Below are 19295 nucleotides of genomic sequence, written 5' to 3' on the forward strand. Positions count from 1 at the left end.
ATGGTCGACGCCATGGCCTGGGCTCAAACGGCAGCACGCCAGCCCCGAGGAGCTGGCGTGCCGGTCTTGCTGCGTAGGGAGCGCGTGATCAGTTGAACAGCCCCTGAATCGCGCCCTTCAGCTTGTCGCTGGCGCCTTCGCCCAGCTTTTCGTCGATCTTCTTGCGGGTATCTTCGTCGAGCTTCTCATCCAGCTTCTCGCTGACCTTCTCGCCCGCCTTGCGCTTGGCTTCTTCCTTTGCAAGTTCCGCTGCGGCACTCTGGAAGCCTTTCTGATCGAAGCCACACCACTCGCCCGGCTCACCGCTCAGGTTGCCCTGGCACTGCACCGGGAAGCGCAGCTTGATCAAACGCGGATTGACCGCACAGGCCGCGTCATCCGCGCCCTCGATGAAGCGCGCCGCCACGTTGTAGTCGAAGGCCTCGGTCGGCAGGTTGAGCTGGCCCTTGCCGTCCAGCGCGATGCCCGGAATCGCCAGGGCGAGATCCTGATTGCTGATCACGCCATTGGTGACCGTGAAGCTTCCCTGCGCGCGCTCCAGCGGCGTATTGGCCTTCCACTCGCGCGAGGAGGTCTTGCCACTCAGCGTCGCCACGGCAGTGCACATCTCCCTGGAGATATTGACGTCGAGCACCTCGCCATTGCGAATCTCGAAGCTGCCCTTGCCGTTCAGATTGCGTTTGATGCTGTCGATCTGATTGGTGCTGGTGGTGTAGTCACCATTGAGCGTCAGGCGACCGCGCAGGATGTCCTTCTGCTCCGGCGCCAGCGCCTTGAGGAATGGCGCGATATCCAGATTGGTCAGCTTCTCGCCGAAGCTCATGCTCAGCGGTGTCTTGCGGCTGTCGATCCGTGCATTGGCCGCCAGCGAGCCGCCGTAGAGGCTGGCCGTCAGGCTATCGAGCTGCTGCACACCCGGCTGACCGGACAGCTTGGCGGTCACCTTGCTCATCTCGAGACCCGAGGCGATCAGCGTACCGATATCCAGCTGCCCCTGAAGGCCCAGCGTCTTGAGCAAAGCCACCGGCAGCAGCTCCGCGTCACCATCGGCCGCATAGACCGGCGCGATCACGCCCGCCGTGAGCGCTTCACCCAGGCTTGCCGTCTTCTCGTCTGTGCCCGCCGGTGCCAGGTAGTCATCGAGATTGAACGCATCGACATCCAGATCGAAGGTGATCTGCGAAGCATCGAAGGACGAGCCGAGGCGCCCATTGATGGTGGTGTCATCCAGCGCCATCACCAGGTTGGTCAGCTGCACCTGCGACATGTCGCCCTTGAACGGGCTGGAGAAGGCCAGCGAGGTCAGCGCGCTGCTCCTGGCGGTCTGCGGCGCCTGTATGCCGACACGCGTCATCCATGCCTTGGGCGATAGCGGTGCCAGCTTGAACTGACCGCTATAGCTGAGCGCGTCGCCGGTGATGTCCTTGGCCTTGAGTGCCCCGCTTAGGCGCAGGTCACTGCCGGAGGTCAGCAGCAGATTCTCGAGATTCGCCGTGCCCGCCGCCATGTCCGCTTCGGCACCGAAGGTGGCTTTCAGCGGCAGAGCCTTGTCACCCAGTGCGGCCTGATGGAGCGTCGCGTCAAGCTCGGCGCCATCGGCCAGATACAGCTGCTTGTCGGTGTCCAGTGTCAGGGTGTCGATGTCCAGCGCCACGCTCTGGTCCTTGTCACCCAGCGACGGCATGCGCGTGGTGGTATCCAGGCTCACGCCGGACAGCACATGACGGCCGCCCTGCAGGTCCAGCGCCACCTTGCCATCAAGGCTGACGGTGCTCTGAAGCTCCGGCTCACGCCCATCGGCCACGAACGACAGCTCAACCGGGAAGGCCTTGTCGGGGCTGACGTTGGAGGACGTCAACGCCACGTCGTTGAGCGTCATGTCGAGCCCGCTGGCCGCGTCCTGATAGGCGATCTGACCATTGGTGACCTGCACCGAGGCGATATCGAGATTGACCGCCATGCTGCCGGCGCCATTCTGCACCGACGGCGTAGTGTCATCCGCCAGCGCCACACCGGCGCTCTTGGCCGGCGGCAGCGCTTCATCCGCCGCGCCACTGTCGGCGGCCGTCGCCGCATGCTCGAGCAGGCTTTCCCAGTTGCCACGCCCCTGTGCATCACGCTCGAGCGCCAGCTTGAGACCGTCGAGGAAGACGCCTTCGACTTCGACCTCACCGCTCAGCAGTGGCGTGAAGGACACGCCGACTTCCGCGCGGGTAAAGGAGGCAAACGGTGACTGATCACGCTCCTGCTCCGGCAGCCAGGCTTCGGCATCCTCGACACTGACGCCGAGGCGTGGATAGAAGGACCAGTCCAGCGGGCCGTTCAGGGCCAGCTCCAGCCCCGCCTGGTCCTTGACCGCCTTGACCAGTCGCGGCTTGAGATCATTCGGATCGAGGAAGGTGGTGACATAGATCACCCCTGCCACGACCACCAACGCCAGTACTCCGACGATGGCCAGCAAGGCTCTGAACAGTGCTTTCATCTGCGTCCTCCCTTTGACACGATGAGAATTGCTGCGGTGCCCTCGCTCCTGGAGGACAGCATATGGAATGGCGCTGGGGGCTCATGGCATCAGGCGATGCCCTTTCACCCGCTCATCATCAAGTCCGAGCGCTGCGCGCCATCCTCGCGCACAGCGAGACAGTCTCAAGACAGAAATGATGATGACATAGCCGGTGGACAGGTCGCGTTGACGTCAGTTCCGCATCCGGCAACGGCTGACTTCACTCCTGCGCCAGCACGAAGCCGTCGCGAGCGGGGTCTCGCACATAGCCGAGACGTGATACCAGCAGCTCGTCGGCCAGGGTCAATCCCTGACTCGGCACGACCAGCAGACGCTGGGCACTGGCCGCTTCCAGCGACAGCAGCGCCATCAGGCGCGTACCGACACCACGTCGACGCGTGCTCTTGCGCACGCAGCAATGGCTGATCTTCCAGGCATCGCCTTCATCCTCGCAGAGTAGCGCTCCGATATGGCGATCGTTGAAAAAGGCACTGCAGAAGCGGTGTCCCGCGGCGAGATTGGCCTGAATGAAGTCATCCGGGGCAAGCGGGAGACGCTCACTGGGGGCTTCGTGATAGATACGCGACAGGTCGATACGGACTTGCTCATCGGTTTGCCAGCGTGCGTGATCGATCATCTGAAGAGTGACCGGCATGGTGAGATCCTCGCCCGCGATATGAATGCCCGCCATTGTAGCGGATGCCATTGTCCTTTCTCTATAATGACGGGTCGGGCAGGCACAAAGACGACGCGCCTGCCGCCGATCAAGCGCCCCGCCGACGGCTCTCTGCCGTCGTCAATGCCCTGATCACGATTTCGATTGCGACATCACATGACAATAACCACATGATGCGCACTTCCCGGCCGGACTGGACACACGCCTCTCATACCAAAGGCCCCAGACTGCGCCCAGACCCCATCGGCCTCGAAGCCGCTGATGGCGTCACCGACCGCTGGAGAGACATCATGGTAGAGCGTATCGCCGAAGTTCATCGCAACACCTCGGAAACCAAGATCCGGGTCCGCATCAATCTGGACGGTGAAGGCAAGCTGAGCGCCAACACTGGCGTGCCCTTCCTCGAACACATGATGGACCAGATCGCCCGTCACGGCGTGATCGACATCGAGGTCGACTGCGATGGTGACCTGCATATCGATGACCACCACACCGTCGAGGACATCGGCATCACCCTGGGTCAGGCCTTCGCGCAGGCGCTGGGCAACAAGGCCGGCATCCGCCGTTACGGCCATGCCTACGTACCGCTGGATGAAGCCCTGTCGCGCGTGGTGATCGACTTCTCCGGTCGTCCGGGCCTGTTCATGCAATGCGAGTTCACCCGCGGCAACATCGGTCGCTTCGATACCCAGCTGTTCTGGGAATTCTTCCAGGGCTTCGTCAATCACGCTGGCGCCACCCTGCATATCGACAACCTCAAGGGCTTCAATGCCCACCATCAGGCCGAGACCATCTTCAAGGCCTTCGGCCGTGCCGTGCGCATGGCGGTGGAAGAGGACGAGCGCATGGGAGGCCGTATCGCCTCCACCAAGGGCTCGCTGTAAACGAATGATCCGGGCGCCAGACGCCTGACATCCAGCGCCGGAGCCTGCCTCCGGCCTTCGGGAGAAAGACATGACGATTGCCGTCATCGACTATGGCATGGGCAACCTGCACTCCGTCGCCAAGGCGCTTGAGCACGTGGCCGACGAGAATGTCGTGATCACCAGCGACCCGCGCGCCATCTGCGGTGCCACCCGCGTGGTACTGCCCGGCCAGGGCGCCATCCGTGACTGCATGGGCGAGCTTGAACGCGCCGAGCTGCGCGGTCTGGTCGGCGAGCTGTTGAGCAACCACAGCAAGCCGCTGCTGGGCGTATGCGTCGGTCAGCAGATGCTGATGGAGCGCAGCGAAGAGAACGGTGGCATCGATTGCCTCGCCTACTTCAAGGGCGACGTGAAACGCTTCGATGACCAGCAGCTGGACGAACACGGCCAGCGCCTCAAGGTGCCGCACATGGGCTGGAACCATGTCGCGCATACCCAGGGCCACGCGCTGTGGGAAGGCATCGAGGACAACTCACGCTTCTACTTCGTGCACAGCTTCTATGTATCAGCCAGCGAGCGCTCCAAGGTCTACGGCGCCACGCACTACGCCGGTGCCGAGGCGCACGTCGCCATCGGTGAGGGCAGCCTGTTCGCGGTGCAGTTCCACCCGGAGAAGAGCGCGGCCGCTGGCCTCAAGCTGCTCGAGAATTTCGTCCGCTGGCAGCCCTGAAGGCTCGCCCGCGTGACCCTCGGCGTCTGTCTCGCGTGACGGACGCCGATACATCCGCCTTCGATATACCGACGACAATACAGGCGTGCCCAGACACGCCGAGAGGACACCCGACATGCTGGTAATCCCCGCGATCGATCTCAAGGACGGTCAGTGCGTACGCCTGAAGCAAGGCCGCATGGAAGACTCCACCAACTACGGCGATGATCCGCTGGCCATGGCCGCGCGCTGGGTCGAGGCCGGTGGCCGCCGTCTGCATCTGGTCGATCTCAACGGTGCCTTCGAAGGCAAGCCGGTCAATGGCGACGCCGTGACACGCATCGCTCGCGCCTACCCGGAACTGCCGATCCAGATCGGTGGTGGCATCCGTGATGCCGCGACCATCGAGCACTACCTGGAAGCCGGTGTCGGTCAGGTCATCATCGGCACCAAGGCCGTGAAGGAACCGGCCTTCGTCGCCGAGATGTGCCGCGCCTTCCCGGGCCGCATCATCGTCGGTCTCGATGCGCGTGACGGCTTCGTGGCCACCGATGGCTGGGCTGAAGTCTCCACCCTCAAGGCCACCGAACTGGCCAAGCGCTTCGCCGACGACGGCGTGTCCTCCATCGTCTATACCGACATCGCCCGCGACGGCATGATGCAGGGCGTCAACATCGAAGCCACCGTGGCACTGGCCCGCGAAGGCGGTATCCCGGTGATCGCGTCCGGCGGCGTGACCAACCTGGATGACATCCGTGGCCTGGCCGAAGTGGCCGATCAGGGCATCCTCGGTGCCATCACCGGCCGCGCCATCTATGAAGGCAGCCTGGACATCGCCGAAGCGCAGGCACTGTCCGACGCCATCACCGGCCGCAAGGCCTGAGGGGAGCGATCATGGCACTCGCCAAACGCATCATCCCGTGTCTGGACGTCGACGCCGGTCGTGTCGTGAAGGGCGTCAACTTCGTCGGTATCCGCGATGCCGGTGACCCGGTCGAGGTCGCCAAGCGCTACAACGAGCAAGGCGCCGACGAGATCACCTTCCTCGACATCACCGCCAGCGTCGACAACCGTGGCACCACGGTCGACATGGTGTCGCGCATCGCCGGTGAGGTGTTCATCCCGCTGACGGTGGGTGGCGGCATCCGCACCTGTGAAGACATTCGCACCATGCTGAATGCCGGCGCGGACAAGGTCTCGATCAACACCGCGGCCGTGTTCAATCCGGACTTCGTGCGCGAAGCCGCGGAACGCTTCGGCAGCCAGTGCATCGTGGTCGCCATCGACGCCAAGCGCGTCAGCCAGGAAGGCGAGACACCGCGCTGGGAGATCTTCACCCACGGTGGCCGCAAGCCGACCGGGCTCGATGCCGTCGAGTGGGCGAAGAAGATGGTCGAACTGGGCGCCGGCGAGTTGCTGCTGACCAGCATGGACCGCGATGGCACCAAGGCCGGTTTCGATCTCGGCGTGACGCGTGCGATCTCCGACGCCGTCAGCGTGCCGGTGATCGCCTCGGGCGGTGTCGGCACCCTCGACCATCTGGTGGATGGCGTGCTCGAAGGCGGTGCGGATGCGGTGCTGGCCGCCAGCATCTTCCACTTCGCCGAGTACACGATTCCCCAGGCCAAGGCGCACATGGCCGCACGCGGTATCGAAATGCGCCTGTAAGCACAGCCGCAGGATAATCGTTCAGGCAGAAACGCGAACGCCGCCATTTCTTCAAGGAATGGCGGCGTTCGTGTCTGTAGAGAAGCCACGTCGGTTCAGGCGAGAACAGCGCTCAGACGTAGCCCAGCTTCTTCAGCGGCTTGAGCGCCTGCGCGAGTCGCTGGTCGGCAAGCGTCATGATGTCCGCGACCAGATGCTTCTCGGCGGCGGGCAGCATCACGCGCTCTCCGACCCAGAGTGCCAGCTCCGCCAGATCATGCTGATTGCCCAGCCGTGATGCGGCCTTGTCGAGCAATTCCGGCTCACGTCGACGCCCATGACTCGGTGACTCGAGTTCCCGCGCGGCAGCCTCACCCAGCGCCTCGTGCGCCAGTGCCAACTGGAACATGCGGTACTTGACCCACTTGCGCAGCCGATGAGACGTCTCGATCTCACGCTTGCTGGTCACCTTGGCCGCAAGCTTGCTGATGCGATGACGACTGAATTCCAGCCCGACCTCGAGCTCCTCCACCGTCAGCGGCGCCGCCTGCCAGGCCGCCCGCTCTTCGCTCAGCAGCGTCTCGAGCGGCGCATGATCCAGCTCGCCCTCCGGCTCGCTCAGTGAGGCGCTGGTCAGCCCAGGACGCAGCGCGTCCAGCAGGCGCTGACTGCGCTCATCCACCCAGGCGTAGGCACGACCATGAGTCTTGCGCAGCATGTGCGCCTCGCGCGGCCCGGCCAATGCCCTGGCGACGGCGCGCGGACGCGCCTGATGCTCACTCACCGCCGACTTGCCCAGGGACTCACGCCGCAATTGCCACCAGCCGCGCAGCTGCTTGCAGTCGACGCGTAGCGCGTGCACATTCGCCGCGCTCAACGTCGGCTGCGCGAGATGCTCACGCATGGCGTCGAGCCGTGCCTGGATCACGCCATTCAGCGCTGCGTTCATCGGAGAAGAATCCTGCTGACGGGTGTCGCTCATCTGTCTCTCCAGCAACGGCTGGCCAGTCATCTCTGGCACCAGGATGACCCGAGTCGGGCCGCTCAGTCCTGCAAGGATAGCCCGAGATTGCTGACATCTTCATTGCGGCCCAATTGCTTGAGCGCACGCCAGTCATCGCGCGACAACTGCGGGGCTTCGACACTCTCAAGCACGGCATCCTGGAAATCACGCTCATCGATCATCAGCGGATGTTCGCGAATCATGGCTTCCAGCGCTTCCTGCTCGATACCCTCACCGGCCTGCAGGTCGATCAGCGCGCGCACGCCATCGGTGGACAGACGACTGATCTTGAGCGCGGCTTCCGGCTCTTCGCTGATCAGCACGTCGATGCAGGCGGTCAGCGCCATCACGGCTTCCAGTGCGCGGCGCGCGCCGAAGCTGTCATCTTCCTCGGCGGGCTCGAAGGCGGTGACCTTCTCGGCCTGTAGCGAGAAATCGATCTTGGCATCGCGCACGCGCAGCTGCTCCCAGACGAGGTCCAGCAGCTTGCGCAGCTCACGCGTGGTGTCCAGTGCGCTGGCCGTGCCATTGGCTTCGGCGTAGAAGCCGGCATTGGGCAGGAGTCGCTCGGTCAGCGCCGCCATGAAGGCAGTACGGCGCACGGGGGCCAGCGCATCAAGGCGCGCACGAAAACCGGATACAGGCTGAGTCATGACGGCTCTATTCTCACTTCACTATTCAATATGCGGCGTTCGCGCTGGCGTCTTGCCTCCGCCAGCCGCGATGTCACCGAAGGTCGCTATAGAGTATGCGATAGGATAGGCGAAAGGGTAGCGCCCGCGCGTGGCCGGATGAACGCGACCCTGCTCGAGCGCTGCCATGCTGTTGCATACCTCAGGGCCACAGGCACTCCGTCGGCACGCGACCGGCACCATCGAACAGGATGCCTTCGCTGCGCAACTTTTCCCGCTGGCGCACCGCTCCGCCGTGCTCGGTGACCTTGAGCGAGGCATTGATCACGCGATGCCACGGCAACTGATGGCCATCCGGCAGGTGACGCATCGCCGAGCCGACCATGCGCGCGGTGGCGCCATCGGTCATCTTGGCGATACGCCCGTAGGTGGTGATGCGCCCTTCGGGAATCTGCGCCACCACGGTGTAGATCTGTTCGAGCAGTTCGGCCCGCATGCGGTTCTCTCCTTGTCGTGTCGCGGCTGATTCACCCGGTGCAGGTACCGGGATGCAGGTACTGGGACGCAAGCACTGGGGCCTTTACGCTGGCATGGCGCTCACGCATGATGAAGCCATGCATCTTTACTTCATACATCAGGGGCAACTCCCTGACGCTGAACCAGATTCAGCCGCCGATACCGCAACGCTAGCGCATGACTGGCAGAATCCGCTACGCCTCAAGGACTGGCTTTCCGGCATGGGGCACAGCTTCAACACCAGCTTCCCATTGTCAGGCGAGGCATTGCCGGGCATCGATGACTTCCATGCACTGGTGGTGCTGGACGGCCCGCAACGCCTGTCGAGCGCCGCAAAGACAGCCTCCCCCGCCGAACAGCAGTCGCTGCGCCTGCAGCGCAAGTTGATTCGGCGCACGCTGAACAGCAATCGCCCGCTGTTGGGGATTGGCCTGGGGGCGCGACTGATCGCCGAGCAGATGGGGGCGATCGTCTCGTCCGCCGTGGTGCCGCAGCGTCGCTGGGCCACGCTGACGCGCAGCAACGAGTGCCCGCTGGGATTACCCGCCGAGTTCGAGGCCTTGATGTGGCATGAGGAGATCTGCGGCCTGCCGGAAGACTGCGAGCTGCTGGCCAGCGGCGAGCACACGCCAGTGGCCGGCTTCAGTTGGGATGAGGGTCGCGTGGTGGCGCTCAACTTCCATCCGCATGTGGATGCGGCGGCCACACAGGACCGCCTGGCCCACCATCCCGCGCCCCTGGAGGGCAATGGCGTGCAATCACGCGAGGCGTTGCTGGAGGACCCGAAGCGCTTTGATCGTCAGGCGGCCCTGCTGGACCGCCTGCTGGTGGACTGGCTGAATGCGTGAGCGCTGACCGCAACCATGAGGGATATCAGCGCTGCCAGCGGTGATTGGCGCTCCACTCACGCGCGAAGGCGAGGCTGTTGTCCCAGTCGCCGACGTGCAGGAAGGTGCGCTCGTGCTTCTCGAGCTGATAGCGGTACATCGGGTCGTAATACTCGCTGAGCAGCGGCGCCAGCCAGCCTTCATGGGCCATTGGATTGCCGCGCTTGTGCTCCTGGAAGGCGATGTCCTGCATGCGCACCAGACGAGCAAGGCGCGCACTGCCCAGGCGCTTGCGAAGACGCAGCAGTGCCTGACGCAGCTGGCGCTGCATCAGGGTCCAGCCGAGGAAGTCACCATAGTGACGACTGTAGGTGGCCCACAGCCCCTCGATATAGTCCTTCTGAATCTGCACGATTCGCCAATCCAGCGGCATCTCGACGCGGATCAACGGCGCCTGCTCCATCGCGCGCCAGGTAGCGAGCGGAATATTGACGCTGCCGATGAAGCGCGACTCGTCTTCCATGATGGTCGGCGCTTCTTCCTCAAGCATGAGCATCTCGGCGGCGATGCGGTGCTCGAAGTCGATCTGGCTCGGCGCCGGGAAGGGGTGACGGCCGAAGGCCGAACCCTTGTGGCGCGCACAGCCTTCCAGGTCGATGCCATTGTCCAGCGCATGGATCAGCTCAGTCTTGGCACAGCCGGTCAGCCCGCCGATCAACAGCATCGGGGCCTGCTCGGCACGCTCATCGATATGCTGACAGAGCTGCTGACGCATGGCCTTCCAACCACCCTCGATACGTGGACGCTCGACCCCTGCTTCCTGCAACCACTGCTGGCTGAGCTGAGAGCGCATGCCGCCGCGGAAACAGTAGAGGATGGCGTCAGGGTGTCGCTCGACGTGCTCGACCCAGGCGCGGATGCGTGCGCGCTTGATCCCGCCGCTGACCAGTTGATGGCCAAGATGTACCGCCGATTCCGGACCGACCTGCTTGTACTGCAGCCCGACGCGATGACGCTCCTCATCATCCATCAGTGGCAGATTGACGGCACCCGGCAAGGCACCAGCGGCGAACTCGACCGGCGCGCGCACATCGATCAACGGACGGCCGTCGCGAATCAGGTCGCAGCTGGCCGCCACGGTGGGCAAACTCATGGGCATCTCTCGGCAGACAGAACAGGATTGAGGCAATGGGCGGCGACTGGCTGACTGGCCGCACCATCAAGGGGCCATATTCTATCGCAAGCGTGCAGCCGCCCCCAGCCTTGTGCTTTCACGCCAACGGTGGCGTCAGGCGCACCCCCTGCCCCGGCCCGATCCCGGCCGGGCCGAACAGCTGACAATCGGGGCAGGCAGCGGGTTGATCACCGTGGGCGCGATGCGCTTCGGCGACCGAGTCGCGCAGCGAGGCGATCGCCGCCTCGGCGGTATGGAAGTAGTTCTCACGTCCCATGCGCTCGAGGAAGCCACCGCGCTCCATCACTTCCAGCGCGTACATGCGAAAGCCGCACATGCTGAGACTACCGCCAGCATCGCGCAGACGACGCTGTTCGATCTCGAGCATCTCAGCGCCCGCGATATCGATGAAGTTGCAGCCGGTGCCCAGCAGGATGACGTGCTTGCCGGTGTAGCGCGCCAGCTTGCGCTGGACGTGATCGACCGCCCCGAAGAACAGCGAGCCATCCACGCGCAGAATCACCACCTCTCGGCATTGAGCCAGCTGATAACGCTCGGCATTGCGCACCCCAAGCTCCGGATGTTCCGGGTCTGGCGCCATCTCGACCAGCCGTGGCCGTGAGGTGCGGTTCAGATACAGCACCAGCGAGACCAGCACCCCGGCGAAGATGGCGAACTCCAGCGGCAACAGCAGAGTGGCGAGGAAGGTGATCACCAGCACCACCGCCTCTTCGCGGCTGACGGCCAGAATCTGGCGGATATGACCGACTTCGATTAGGTTGGCGGCAATCACCATGATCAGACCCGCCATCGCAGGCAACGGCAGCCAGGCGGTCACGTCAGGCACCAGCAACAGCACCGCCAGTACGATCAGCGCCGCCACCACCACCGACAGCGGCGTGCGGGCACCGGCATCATAGTTGGCGCCGGAACGCGTGAAGGAGCCGGAACCGGCGAAGCACGAGAAGAAACTGCCTGCCAGATTCGACAGACCCTGGCCGATGAACTCCTGGTTGCCATCGATACGCTGATGCGAGCGCACGCCGATGGCGCGCGCGATGGAGACCGCCTCGATCAACCCGAGCACCGCCAGCGCGAAGGCCGCCCCGCCCAGCGAACGCAGGGTGTCAAAGCCCAGCGGCGGCAGGGAAAACGGCGGCAGGCTACCGGACAGGGCGCCAACCATCGGGATACCTGCCGCGCTACCGCCGAGCAATGCCGCGACACCGCAGCCGACGGCCATCGCCACCAGCATCCACGGCAGCTTGCGATTCAGCCGCCGGACCAGCACGGCCGCAAGCAAGGTACTGAGTCCCGTGATCAGTGTTGCCCACGAGGTATCGCCCAGATGCCCGAGCAGCGCCCACCAGGTGCCGAGAAAGCTCGAGGCGTCGCCAAGCGCGATGCCGAACAGGTGCTTGAGCTGACTGGTGGCGATCAAGACCCCGGCGCCGGCGGTGAAGCCGATCACCACCGTATGCGAGATGAGATTGACCAGCGCCCCCATGCGCATCAGCCCCAACGACAGCTGGATGATGCCGACCATGCAGGTCAGCGCCAGCACCAGCGGCAGGTATTCGGGACTGCCCGGCGCGGCCAGTGTCGAGACGGTGCCGAATACCACCATCGAGATCGCCGCGGCCGGGCCACTGACCATATGCCGCGAACTGCCGAACAGGCCGGCGATGATCGCCACCACGATGGCGGCATACAGCCCATGCGCCGGTGGCAGGCCGGCGATCAACGCATAGGCCACCCCCTGGGGCAGCACCAGCACCGCGCCGCTGAGGCCCGCGATCAGATCGGAACGCGCATCCCCGGGCGACAGCTGACGCATCCAGCCGAGAAAGGGCAACAATCGCGACAGACGATAGGCCGCTGCACTGGTGTGCTCGCGCCCCTCTTCCCTCTCGGTAGGTTCGGGAGATTCGGGGAGCGGCGAGGAAGGAGGCGGAGTATCAGCGGACAAGAAGTATCTCCGTGGCGGGGCAGGAAAGAAGTCGTCAGCCGGCAGCCGCAATGTCCCTGAGCGGACTCGGGACGGGCTTTGAACCAGCAGTGATAAGTCTATCGCTGTAATCACTGATGAAACAGGGCCGCCACATGCTCGGCGACCACCTGCGGCCCTGCGACAACTTCAGGTTGAAGAAGCCCGATAACGAGAGACAATGAGAGACGGGAGTCACGGCGCTGGCCATGCCGCGCCCGAGCAGTGACAATACCCGCTCCTGACACCGCTGCGGACCCTGACGCCATGACCACCGACGCTACGCCGACCGATACCACGACTCCCGAGACGGCGGGTGGCTATACCCCGCCGCTGGATGCCAGCGAAGCCGAGGCCATCGACGCCACGCGCCAGTGGGTCGAGACGCACATCATCGCCGACAATCTGTGCCCGTTTGCCGCCCGCGAGATGGCACGCAACAGCATCCAGTATGCCGTGGTACCCGGTGCAGGGCTCGAGCGCTGCCTGCAGGCACTCGGCGATGAACTGCTGAACTTGGACGCCAATCGCGACGCCGAGACGACGCTGGTGATCTTCAAGGACGGCTTCCGCGACTTCGATACCTACCTTGAGCTGCTCGACTACGCCGAGGCGCTGCTCGAGATGCAGGGCTACGAGGGTATCTATCAGCTGGCCAGCTTCCACCCGGAGTACGTGTTCGAGGATACCGAGGAAGACGACGCGGCCAACTACACCAACCGCTCGCCCTACCCGATGCTGCACCTGCTGCGCGAAAGCTCGGTCGAAGCCGCCATCAATGCCTACGCGGGCGATGTCGAAGAGGTGCCGGGGCGCAATGAGGCGCTGATGCGCGAGCGCGGTGTCGAGCTCCTGGTCTCACGCCTCAAGGCCTGTGCTCATGCCGCCCGTCAGGCTGACAAGCAGGACTGACAAGGCAGGCTGAGCTTCGTGCTCGGAGAAAACCCCATACGAACAAGGCCAGCCGTGAGGCTGGCCTTGTTCGTTGCATGCAGTATCACACCACGACGCCCCCGTGCGGATGGCTCACGCGGAAGGCGCAGATGTCACAGGGCTTCCAGTGCCTGGGACAGCTTGTCGACCGCCACGATGGTCATGCCCTTGGGCGGGTTCCTGGGGGCATTGCCCTTGGGCACGATGGCGCGCGTAAAGCCATGCTTGGCGGCCTCGACGATGCGCTCCTGACCACTCGGCACCGGACGGATCTCACCGGACAGCCCCACCTCGCCGAACACCACCAGCTCACGCGGCAGCGGACGGTTCTGCAGGCTGGAGACCACCGCACACAGCACCGCGAGGTCGGCACTGGTCTCGAGCACCTTGACCCCGCCGACCACGTTCAGGAAGACATCCTGATCGCCGGTGAACAGGCCGCCATGCTTGTTGAGCACCGCCAGCAGCATCGACAGGCGATTGCCGTCCAGACCGACGGCGACACGGCGGGGATTGCCCAGCGGCGAGTCATCCAGCAAGGCCTGCACTTCGATCAGAATCGGTCGCGTGCCCTCCCATACCACCATCACCAGACTGCCGGAAGACTGCTCCTCGCTGCGCGACAGGAAGATCGCGCTAGGGTTCTTCACTTCCTTCAAGCCCAGCTCGACCATGGCGAACACGCCCAGCTCGTTGACCGCACCGAAGCGGTTCTTCTGGCCACGCAGCGTGCGGAAGCGCGAATCGCCATCGCCCTCCAGCAGCAGGGAGGCGTCGATCATGTGCTCCAGCACCTTGGGCCCGGCCAGCGAGCCGTCCTTGGTCACGTGGCCGACCAGCAGCAGCACGGTGTTGGTTCGCTTGGCGAAGCGGGTCAGCGCGGCGGCAGACTCACGTACCTGCGAGACACCACCCGGCGCGGATGACAGATCCTCCAGATGCATGGTCTGGATGGAATCGATGATCAGCACCTCGGGCTTCTCGCGCTCGGCGGTGGCCAGAATCGTCTCGACGCTGGTCTCGGCCAGCATCTTGAGACCCTGGGTTGGCAGCTGCAGACGATGGGCGCGCATCGCCACCTGCGACAGCGATTCCTCGCCGGTGACATAAAGTGAGCGCTTCTGCTGGGCGAGCTTGCAGGCGGTCTGCAGCAGCAGCGTCGACTTGCCGGCCCCCGGATGGCCACCGAGCAGCACGGCGGAGCCCGGCACCAGCCCACCGCCCAGCACGCGGTCGAACTCGCCGAAGGTCGAGGAGAAACGCGGCACTTCGGCCAGCGAAACATTGGAAAGATCGGTCACGTTGTCGCTGAGCGTGCCGGCGTAGCCGCCCCGCCCATTGCTGGCGCTACGCGCAGCACCGCCAGCGACAGCCCCCGCAGCGGGGGCTGCGCCGGGCAGTACCGCGGCGCCGACACGGATTTCCTGCAGGGTGTTCCACTCGCGGCAGCCGCTGCACTGGCCCTGCCACTTCGAGAATTCGCTACCGCATTCGGTACATACGAAGGCGCTCTTTGCTTTCGCCATCAGACAATCCTGTCGGGAAGAAGTGATTCTCGGCGTCATGATGAAGTGTCGTCAGCCGCGGATTTCCAACGGCCAGACACAAGGAAGGCGGCTTGCGCCGCCTTCCTTGTGCTCACGATCGCCTTGTGGCGCACGGCACGCTTACTGGCGCTTGAGGCGCAATGTCTCACCGTTCTGGAAGCGACGCTTCTGCGGGTCGACCAGCTCCAGTGTCTGGGCATCCAGACGCAGGAAGTAGTAGGTCTGGCCTTCGCCGTCCGGCGTCAGCTCATAGACGGTCGCGCTCGGATCCGTCACGGTGCCGGACAGCACATCCCACTGGCCTTCGTAATGCTCTGGATCCGGCTGCTGCGGATGATCACGATAGGTGGCATCGAGACTGAAGGTACGCTCATCCTGGGCTGCCTCTTCGGCGCCCTTGAGGCGCACATCGAGGTCAATGCCCGTGCAGCGACGACACGGCAGGGTGCCCTTGTAGACGGCAACCTGCTCGCTGGCTGTCTCGGTAGCGCTGTTGTCAGCGGCACCGTCATTGGTCTGGGCCGTTGATGCGCACCCGGCGAGACCGACCATCAGCGCGGCTCCCACCATCAGAGTCCTGATCTGCATTGAATCCTCCTTAAGGCGATGACTCGATAGCAGCGTCAGCGCTATCGACGGCGAGCGGTCTACCCGCTTTGGCAGGCAGACCGCTCACAAGCTTCCACGCTCAAGAATAGCGGGTATCCGCCCCGAGAGGCCACCCCCGATGGCGTTTATCGAACGCCATTCGTTAAATCGTGTTGGCCTCAGCCGCGGCGATCATGGCCATTGTCGAGGAACGGGTAGTCGGTATAGCCCTTGGCATCACCACCGTAGAAGGTATCCGGGTCCTGCTCGTTGAGTTCAGCCCCGAGGCGAATACGCTCGACAAGGTCCGGATTGGCGATATACGGGCGCCCGATGGCGACGGCATCCGCGATGCCCTCATCGATGATGCGAGCCGCACTCTCGCCATCGTAATGGCCGCAGAAGATCAGCGCGCCCTTGACGCGCTCGCGCAGGGCACGGCGGAAGTCATCACTGAACTTGATGTCTCCACCAGCCCAGTCCGGCTCGTTGACGTGCACATAGGCGATGCCACGCCGGGAGAGCTGCTCGGCCATGTAGAAGGCCATCTCTTCTGGCTCGTCATCGGTCAGGCCGAAGATCTCGATGAAGGGTGTCAGCCGGATACCGGTACGCTCAGGGCCGAAGACTTCGGCGACGGCATCGACGACTTCCAGCGTCAGGCGCGCACGGTTCTCGAGCGAGCCACCGTACTGGTCAGTACGCTGATTGGTGCCGGTAGCCATGAACTGGTTGAGCAGATAGGCGTTGGCGGCATGCACCTCGATCATGTCAAAACCGGCACGTTTGGCACGCACGGCGGCCTGGCGATAGTCCTCGATCAGCTGGGGAATCTCGTCCGTCTCCAGGGCACGCGGCGTGCTGGTAGGATGACGTCCGCTGGTGCCGTCCTCGAATTCGACGAAGCACTGGGCGCCTTCACCACGCAGGGCGCTCGGCGCGACCGGCTGCTGGCCACCCGGCTGCACCATCTCATGCGAGACACGCCCGACGTGCCACAGTTGCAGCGCCATGCGGCCGCCCTTGGCGTGCACCGCCTGGACGACGCCCTTCCAGCCCGCCTCCTGCTCATCGGTCCAGATACCCGGCGTGTAGACATAGCCACGTGCAGTGGGCGAGATGTTGGTCGCCTCGCTGATGATCAAGCCGGCACCGGCACGCTGACCGTAATAGGCCTGCTGCAGCTCGCCGGGAACGCTGTCGGGGGTACGAGCACGTGTCAGCGGTGCCATCAGGATGCGGTTGGGCAGGGTCAGATCACCGAGCTTGACCGGATCAAGCAGGGTATCTGCGTACGAGGCATTGGTGTTGGCAGTCATCAGGGCTCCTTGAATTGCAGGTCTTCGCCCAGCGTCCTCATTGCACGAAGTCGCGCAAGCTGGGCAAGCATGCCTGTGACATGCGGTACACCACGCGCTGCTTCAAGCACGCGCATCGCACGAGAATAATGCTGGCATGGCAACAATGTGGAAAGCTGCACCAGTCGGCACGCTTCAGGCTCAGGCCGAGAGCCTCGCCGGAGCTTGTACCGCGACGATCCAGCGGGCAACATGAAAAGCATCCATGACACGGGTCATGCACTGTCACCAGCGGCGAGAAATCATGAGCAAGTACTGGAGCCCCCAGGTCCACGACCTGATCCCCTACGTCCCCGGCGAACAACCGCGTGAGCAGCTGATCAAGCTGAACACCAATGAGAACCCCTACCCGCCGGCGCCCGCCGTGGAGCAGACGCTGCGCGAGTTCAATGCCTCTGATCTGCGCCGATACCCGGACCCGAGCTCCAGCTCGCTGCGCGCCGCCCTGGCCGACACCTTCCATGTGGCCGCCGAGGAAGTCTTCGTCGGCAATGGCTCCGATGAAGTGCTGGCGCTGGCCTTCCAGGCATTCTTCCGACAGGACAAGCCGCTGCTGCTGCCGTCCATCAGCTACAGCTTCTACCCGGTCTACTGCCGCATGTATGGCATCGAGTCACGCAGCATCGCGCTGACCGACAGCTGGGAAGTCGACCTGGAAGCCTTCGGCAACGACAATGGCGGCATCATCTTCGCCAACCCCAACGCCCCGACAGGGCATGGCCATGGCCGCAAGGCGATTGCCGCGCTGCTGGAGCGCAATCCGCAGAGCGTGGTGCTGGTCGACGAGGCCTACGTGGACTTCGGTGGCGAAAGCGCCATCCCGCTGATTCATCAGTATCCCAACCTGATAGTGACCGGCACCTTTTCCAAGTCACGCAGCCTGGCCGGCATCCGTCTCGGCTATGCCGTGGCCTCACGAGAGCTGATCGAAGGCATGGAGCGCGTGAAGGACTCCTTCAACTCCTATCCCATCGATCGCCTGGCCGAACAGGTCGGCGTCGCCGCCCTCAGTGATCCCGCTTATTTCGATGAGTGCCGCACGCGAGTCATCACCACCCGCGAGCAGACGCGCGATCGCATGGCCGCGCTGGGATTCGAGATTTTGCCCTCGCAGACCAACTTCGTACTGGCGACTCACCCGACCCACGATGCCGGCAAGCTGTTCATCGGCCTGCGCGAACAGGGCATCCTGGTGCGCCACTTCAACACCGACGCACTACGTGACTATCTGCGTATCAGCATCGGTACCGATGCCGAGATGGACAGCCTGATCGAAGCCCTGGAAACCCTGTGTCGCTGAGATAGCGCACGGGCTGGCCGGTGATTGCTCCAATCAAAGAAGGCGCCCTGTGGGCGCCTTCTTTCATCAGAATGTCTCTCACGAGCTCACCGCCCGGCTCATTGCACAGTTCACCGCACAGTTCATCGCGCCTAACACTCTTCAGGAACACAACATGACAACGGACAGTCTCACCATGGCTTCGGACTCACCCTCGCCCCCCCGCCTGCCTCTGACGCGAGTGCATCACGTGGCGCTCATCACCGCTGATTACCCACGCGCCAGGCGCTTCTATCTCGAGGTCATGGATGCGCAGGTGATCAACGAGGCCTATCGCGAGGCCCGCGACAGCTACAAGCTCGACCTACTCCTGCCGGGCGGTATCCAACTGGAGCTGTTCTCCTTCCCTTCGCCGCCTGAGCGCCCCAGTTATCCGGAAGCCTGTGGCCTTCGTCACCTGGCGCTGGCGACGGAAGACATCGATACCTGTGTCGAGCTGCTGATCGCCCGTGGTGCCACGCCAGAGCCGATACGTGTCGATGAATACACCGGTGCCCGCTTCACCTTCCTGGCAGACCCTGACGGTACGCCCATCGAGCTCTACGAAGCCTCGCCCTGATGTGATGGCGCACTGAAACTTAACTGCCCGTGAAGATAAAAGGCTCCGAAGACAAAAGGCCCCTGCCGAGTTTTCGACAGGGGCCTTCTTTTGCCATAGGCACGTTGCTTGGGCAGAGCTCTTTTCTTTCGCCCACAGCTGATTCGCATGCAGGACTTCTCTGCATAATTCCACTACGCACCATTTTTCCTGCGCACAAAGAGAACCGCCCCTGCAGCAAGGCTACAGGGGCGGTTCAGTATAAGTGCCTGACGAGGATCGGGGCGGCCCTCCGCTGCTCTTGCAGGGAGAAACTGTTCTTACGTCAACGTTTCCTGCGCACAAAGAGAACCGCCCCTGCAGCAAGGCTGCAGGGGCGGTTCAGTATAAGTGCCTGACGATGACCTACTCTCACATGGAGAAACTCCACACTACCATCGGCGCTAAGCGGT

18 protein-coding genes are annotated in these 19295 nt (G+C 63.8%); 8 read left to right on the plus strand and 10 right to left on the minus strand.

Annotated features, from left to right (window positions below; translation table 11 throughout):
- Positions 1-88 precede the first annotated feature (88 nt).
- Positions 89-2482, minus strand: coding sequence for an AsmA family protein (locus QQF40_RS04845; RefSeq protein ID WP_285460602.1), 2394 nt, complete (start codon positions 2480-2482; stop codon positions 89-91).
- Positions 2483-2723: 241 nt separating this feature from the next.
- Complete coding sequence (locus tag QQF40_RS04850; RefSeq protein ID WP_225347481.1) at positions 2724-3209, minus strand: acetyl-CoA sensor PanZ family protein; 486 nt, start codon at positions 3207-3209, stop codon at positions 2724-2726.
- Between the two features lie 260 nt (positions 3210-3469).
- On the opposite strand from QQF40_RS04850, the gene hisB reads away from it, so the two are divergent.
- The 4 genes from hisB (at position 3470) to hisF (ending at position 6422) form a co-directional block, all read left to right on the plus strand.
- Complete coding sequence (gene hisB / locus QQF40_RS04855) at positions 3470-4063, plus strand: imidazoleglycerol-phosphate dehydratase HisB (protein WP_043336716.1); 594 nt, start codon at positions 3470-3472, stop codon at positions 4061-4063.
- A 70-nt stretch (positions 4064-4133) separates the two neighbouring features.
- Positions 4134-4775, plus strand: coding sequence for an imidazole glycerol phosphate synthase subunit HisH (gene hisH / locus QQF40_RS04860; RefSeq protein ID WP_175090671.1), 642 nt, complete (start codon positions 4134-4136; stop codon positions 4773-4775).
- A 115-nt stretch (positions 4776-4890) separates the two neighbouring features.
- Positions 4891-5637 carry a 1-(5-phosphoribosyl)-5-[(5-phosphoribosylamino)methylideneamino]imidazole-4-carboxamide isomerase gene (gene hisA, locus QQF40_RS04865; protein WP_175090670.1) on the plus strand — a complete coding sequence of 249 codons (747 nt, stop codon included), beginning with the start codon at positions 4891-4893 and terminating at the stop codon, positions 5635-5637.
- Positions 5638-5648: 11 nt separating this feature from the next.
- Positions 5649-6422: an imidazole glycerol phosphate synthase subunit HisF gene (hisF, locus tag QQF40_RS04870; protein ID WP_175090669.1), complete on the plus strand. Its 774-nt coding sequence runs from the start codon at positions 5649-5651 to the stop codon at positions 6420-6422.
- Between the two features lie 112 nt (positions 6423-6534).
- Here hisF and QQF40_RS04875 read toward each other — a convergent pair whose 3' ends face one another.
- From QQF40_RS04875 to QQF40_RS04885, 3 genes are all read right to left on the minus strand, one after another.
- Positions 6535-7383, minus strand: coding sequence for a CHAD domain-containing protein (locus QQF40_RS04875; RefSeq protein WP_285460603.1), 849 nt, complete (start codon positions 7381-7383; stop codon positions 6535-6537).
- A gap of 62 nt (positions 7384-7445) precedes the next feature.
- Positions 7446-8057: a YjaG family protein gene (locus tag QQF40_RS04880; protein WP_175090667.1), complete on the minus strand. Its 612-nt coding sequence runs from the start codon at positions 8055-8057 to the stop codon at positions 7446-7448.
- A gap of 181 nt (positions 8058-8238) precedes the next feature.
- Positions 8239-8532, minus strand: a complete 294-nt coding sequence (locus QQF40_RS04885) for an MGMT family protein (protein WP_176675962.1) — start codon at positions 8530-8532, stop codon at positions 8239-8241.
- A 52-nt stretch (positions 8533-8584) separates the two neighbouring features.
- Between QQF40_RS04885 and QQF40_RS04890 the strand changes: the two genes are divergently transcribed.
- Positions 8585-9400 (plus strand): type 1 glutamine amidotransferase, encoded by an 816-nt coding sequence (locus QQF40_RS04890; RefSeq protein ID WP_285460604.1) that lies wholly within the window; start codon positions 8585-8587, stop codon positions 9398-9400.
- 25 nt (positions 9401-9425) lie between these two features.
- Here QQF40_RS04890 and mnmH read toward each other — a convergent pair whose 3' ends face one another.
- Positions 9426-10532, minus strand: coding sequence for a tRNA 2-selenouridine(34) synthase MnmH (gene mnmH / locus QQF40_RS04895; protein WP_175090666.1), 1107 nt, complete (start codon positions 10530-10532; stop codon positions 9426-9428).
- Positions 10533-10650: 118 nt separating this feature from the next.
- A complete protein-coding gene (locus tag QQF40_RS04900) occupies positions 10651-12522 on the minus strand; it encodes a SulP family inorganic anion transporter (protein WP_285460605.1) in 1872 nt (623 codons plus the stop codon).
- Between the two features lie 285 nt (positions 12523-12807).
- Here QQF40_RS04900 and QQF40_RS04905 point away from each other — a divergent pair, with 285 nt between their 5' ends.
- Positions 12808-13452: a DUF1415 domain-containing protein gene (locus QQF40_RS04905; RefSeq protein ID WP_175090664.1), complete on the plus strand. Its 645-nt coding sequence runs from the start codon at positions 12808-12810 to the stop codon at positions 13450-13452.
- Between the two features lie 134 nt (positions 13453-13586).
- Here the strand turns inward: QQF40_RS04905 and radA are convergent, their stop codons facing one another.
- The 3 genes from radA to QQF40_RS04920 form a co-directional block, all read right to left on the minus strand.
- On the minus strand, positions 13587-14999 hold the full coding sequence (radA, locus tag QQF40_RS04910) for a DNA repair protein RadA (protein WP_175090663.1): 1413 nt from the start codon (positions 14997-14999) through the stop codon (positions 13587-13589).
- Positions 15000-15140: 141 nt separating this feature from the next.
- Positions 15141-15608, minus strand: a complete 468-nt coding sequence (locus QQF40_RS04915; protein ID WP_175090662.1) for a copper resistance protein NlpE N-terminal domain-containing protein — start codon at positions 15606-15608, stop codon at positions 15141-15143.
- A gap of 179 nt (positions 15609-15787) precedes the next feature.
- Positions 15788-16927 (minus strand): alkene reductase, encoded by a 1140-nt coding sequence (locus QQF40_RS04920; RefSeq protein ID WP_285460606.1) that lies wholly within the window; start codon positions 16925-16927, stop codon positions 15788-15790.
- A gap of 283 nt (positions 16928-17210) precedes the next feature.
- Here QQF40_RS04920 and hisC point away from each other — a divergent pair, with 283 nt between their 5' ends.
- Together hisC and gloA2 are read left to right on the plus strand one after the other, a co-directional pair.
- Positions 17211-18266 (plus strand): histidinol-phosphate transaminase, encoded by a 1056-nt coding sequence (gene hisC, locus QQF40_RS04925; protein ID WP_285460607.1) that lies wholly within the window; start codon positions 17211-17213, stop codon positions 18264-18266.
- A 154-nt stretch (positions 18267-18420) separates the two neighbouring features.
- Positions 18421-18864 (plus strand): SMU1112c/YaeR family gloxylase I-like metalloprotein, encoded by a 444-nt coding sequence (gene gloA2, locus QQF40_RS04930; RefSeq protein ID WP_254627220.1) that lies wholly within the window; start codon positions 18421-18423, stop codon positions 18862-18864.
- The last annotated feature ends 431 nt before the right edge of the window (positions 18865-19295 follow it).

Origin of the sequence: Cobetia sp. LC6, assembly GCF_030264805.1 — a bacterium.
GTDB lineage: Bacteria > Pseudomonadota > Gammaproteobacteria > Pseudomonadales > Halomonadaceae > Cobetia.